Genomic DNA, 1,868 nt, shown 5'->3' with positions numbered 1-1,868 from the left:
GCGCTGGCCGATGCCTTTGCCGCCGCCCTCGAGCGCTGGCCGCGAACCGGCGTGCCGGAAAAGCCGGAAGCCTGGCTGCTGGCGGTGGCGCGGCGGCGCCGTGTCGATGCGGTGCGGCGGCGGCTCACCAGCGAGGCCGGCCGCGAGCATCTCAAGCTGATTGCGCAGGAGGCGGAGGAACGCATGACCGAGGAAGACCTGCCCGACGATCGGCTGCGGCTGATGTTCGCTTGCGCCCATCCGGCGATCGAATCGAGCGTGCGTTCGCCGCTCATTCTGCAGACGGTGCTGGGGTTCGACGCCGCGACGATCGCCTCCGCCTTCCTGGTCTCGCCCGCAACCATGGGCCAGCGCCTGGTGCGGGCCAAGAGCCGCATCCGTGAAACCGGCATTCCGTTCCGCGTGCCGGAGCGGGCCGAACTCGGCGAAAGGCTGGACGCGGTGCTGGAGGCGATCTATGCCGCCTTCGCCGAAGGCTGGTCCGATCCGGCCGGCACCGAAACGCGGCGCCGCAACCTGGCGACCGAAGGCATCTGGCTCGGCCGGCTGGTGGCCTCGCTGATGCCGGAGGAACCGGAGGCACTGGGCCTGTTGTCGCTGATGCTGTTTGCCGAGTCTCGCCGCGCCGCACGGCGCAGCGCCGAAGGCGACTTCGTGCCGTTGGCGGAGCAGGATTGCCTTCTATGGGACCGTGCCCTCATCGACGAGGCGGAAGCGCTGCTTTCCCACGCAGCGGCCAAGGGCGTCATCGGCCGCTACCAGCTTGAGGCGGCCGTGCAGTCCGCGCATGCGGCACGAAGGCTCACCGGCCGCACCGACTGGGTGGCAATCCAGGAACTCTACGACGCGCTGCTTTCGATCGCAGGATCGCCGGTGGTGGCGATAAACCGCGCGGTGGCGATCGCCGAGGCCGAGGGCGCAGTGGCCGGATTGGCGGCTCTTTACGTGCTGGGCGACGACAAGCGGCTTGACGAGTACCAGCCCTATTGGGCCGCACGCGCCGGTCTCCTGGCCAGGCTTGGTCAGGTACCGCAAGCCTGCGAAGCCTATGACCGGGCGATCGGCCTCGAGCGCGACCCGGCGGTGCGCCGGTTCCTGCAAGGAAAAAGAGCGGTGCTCAGAAATTGAGCTTCAGCCCGGCCACATCTCGTGCGAGGTGTTGAGCGTCTTCATCAGCGGATGGTCGCGCAGCCGCGCCCACAGGCGTTCGATGTTCGGCCATGCCGTCCGCGCGCTGTCGATGTCGGGATACCAGGCCACCAGCATGACCAGATAGATGTCGGCCAGCGACATCCGGTCACCGACCAGCCAGTCACGGCCTTCGAGCGCGGCATCGAGAACGGCAAAGCCGCGGTCCATCTCTGCCACGGCCGCCTGCTTGACCGCCTTGGTGCCTTCGGGATCGGCAGTGTAGCGGTATGCGTAGTAGAAACGCAGCACCGCCGAATAGAGAACAGACGACATAAAGGCCATCCAGCGCAGGAAATCCGCGCGGGCAGGCGCTTCTGCTCCCGGCGCCAAATTGGCGTCGGGGTGTCGCTCGGCAAGCACGATGCAGATCGCTGCCGATTCGGTCATCGAGCTTCCGTCCGGCAAGGTCAGCACCGGCACCTGGTTCAACGGACTGATGTCGAGGAAGGCGGGATCGGGCCGGTCGGTCTTCGGCACGTCGATCTGCTCAAATGGTACATTGGCCAGCGCCAGCGCCGCCTCGACCACGAAGCCGCCGCTGCCGGGACGGGTATAAAGCTTGTACATAAATTCTCCCCCGGCCCGCGCAAAGCAGGCCGGGGGAGATATGAACCGGAAGCGGTGTGGCGCTCAAGCCGCCGATGGCGGCCACGGGCGTGTTTTCAGCGGGCCAGCTT

2 protein-coding genes are annotated in these 1,868 nt (G+C 67.3%); one reads left to right on the top strand and one right to left on the bottom strand.

Going from position 1 to position 1,868, the window contains the following annotated elements; all coding sequences use genetic code 11:
• A partial coding sequence (locus tag EN893_RS31940; protein ID WP_164901296.1) for an RNA polymerase sigma factor occupies positions 1-1,128 on the top strand: 1,128 nt, incomplete at its 5' end.
• 3 nt (positions 1,129-1,131) lie between these two features.
• Here EN893_RS31940 and EN893_RS31935 read toward each other — a convergent pair.
• Positions 1,132-1,758 (bottom strand): glutathione S-transferase family protein, encoded by a 627-nt coding sequence (locus EN893_RS31935; RefSeq protein ID WP_127267554.1) that lies wholly within the window; start codon positions 1,756-1,758, stop codon positions 1,132-1,134.
• Positions 1,759-1,868 lie beyond the last annotated feature (110 nt).

This window comes from Mesorhizobium sp. M7A.F.Ca.CA.004.04.2.1 (genome assembly GCF_004022825.1).
In the GTDB taxonomy this organism is placed as follows: Bacteria; Pseudomonadota; Alphaproteobacteria; order Rhizobiales; family Rhizobiaceae; genus Mesorhizobium.
The sequence above is the reverse complement of the archived record's forward strand: the minus strand, read 5'-3'. Positions and strand labels throughout refer to the sequence as shown.